The following is a 1,537-nucleotide window of genomic DNA, read 5'->3' as shown; positions in this document are numbered from 1 at the left end:
AAAAATGGCGATCAAGAGCTAGCGGTATTATTTCTTGACCTTGACCGCTTCAAAATCATTAATGATACAAAGGGTCATCGGGTTGGTGACCTTTTATTGAAGGTAGTTGCCAGCAGACTGAAAAATGCCGTGCAAGACAAAGGGCTTGTTTCGCGGCAGGGCGGCGATGAATTCATTATTTTACTCAAAGGACTTAATAAAGCTCAAGTGATTGAAGTTGCCGAACGGATCTTAGGAGAATTTTCGGAGGGAATCGACGTCGAAAACCAGGAGTTCTTTGTTACCCCGAGTATCGGGATCAGCATGGCTCCGGGAGACGGACAGGACGAGGAAACGCTGATCAAGCATGCAGATACTGCGATGTACCTTGCCAAAGAACGCGGTAAGAATAATTTTCAATTTTACACAAATCAGCTGCATGGTCTTTCTTCACGAAAAATGGAACTTGAGAACGGCCTAAGGAAAGCTCTGGAGCAGGACCAGCTAATGCTGCATTACCAGCCGCAGGTGAATCTGGAGACGGGGAAAATCATCGGGGTGGAGGCACTCGTCCGCTGGCAACATCCGGAAAATGGAATCATTTCTCCAGGAGAGTTCATTCCACTTGCTGAAGAAACCGGATTGATCGTACCGCTTGGAAAATGGGTATTGCAGAAGGCTTCTGCCCAAAATAAGGAGTGGCATGATAAAGGTTTCAGCTCGATCCCTATATCTGTGAATATCTCTGTGAGGCAGCTTCAGGAGGACAGGTTCATTGATACAGTAAAACAAATCCTTGACCAGACAGGATTGGATCCAAGCTATCTAGACCTTGAAATTACCGAAAGTATCATGCAAAACAGCGAAAATACAGCGATGATCTTGAACCAGTTAAAGGACCTTGGTGTCACGCTGGCAATCGATGATTTCGGAACAGGCTATTCTTCCTTAAGCTTATTGAAGCATCTGCCAATCGATAAAATTAAAATAGATAAATCCTTTGTTGATGACATTATCCATCACGCCAACCAGGGTGCAATGGTTAAGACCATCATAGACATGGGACACAACCTGCAATTTGATGTCATTGCTGAAGGTGTCGAGGAACAGGAACAAGTAGCATTTTTATTAAGAAATGGCTGTATGATCGGACAGGGATATCATTTCAGCAGGCCGCTGCCTCCGGATGCAATGGAGGATTTATTGAAAAAGAATATGGACCTGGAAGGCATTCTGCTATAGCAGGATGCTTTTTTAATTGGCTACGGAATGCTCGGCTGGATAAAAATAGGAACAACTGTGGTGCAATGCCCATTTGGGAACGAAACAAGGAGAATGATGCTCAACTGGTATTAAAGCTAATCCAACTGGTATTAAACTTCGCTCAACTGGTATTAGTCATCGGTGAATTCGCTTTGCCGCAGGAAGAAGTTAATCCAGTCATTGATGAACTGAGAAAAGGAAATATTGATATATCCGCATTCCACAATCACATGCTCTTCGAAGAACCGCGGACATGTACTTGCACTTTCAAGGGAAAGTCGATATGACACAGCAG

The 1,537-nt window shown here is 44.0% G+C and carries 2 protein-coding genes; both read left to right on the top strand.

Translation table 11 applies throughout. The annotated features are described in order from the left end of the window. On the top strand, nucleotides 1-1,221 hold a 1,221-nt coding region (locus WB217_RS13675; protein WP_423993765.1), incomplete at its 5' end, for a putative bifunctional diguanylate cyclase/phosphodiesterase. Nucleotides 1,222-1,286: 65 nt separating this feature from the next. After that, entirely contained in the window at nucleotides 1,287-1,529 is a 243-nt protein-coding gene (locus tag WB217_RS13670) for a DUF1259 domain-containing protein (RefSeq protein WP_423993764.1), read from the top strand. Nucleotides 1,530-1,537 lie beyond the last annotated feature (8 nt).

Source organism: Mesobacillus sp., assembly GCF_049588175.1.
Taxonomy (GTDB): domain Bacteria; phylum Bacillota; class Bacilli; order Bacillales; family Cytobacillaceae; genus Mesobacillus.
This window is presented reverse-complemented; position numbering and strand designations above follow the sequence as displayed.

Excerpts from the sequence above, each read along its gene's own strand:
- WB217_RS13670 (WP_423993764.1), top strand. The coding sequence starts at position 1,287 with ATGCCCATTTGGGAACGAAACAAGGAGAATGATGCTCAACTGGTATTA.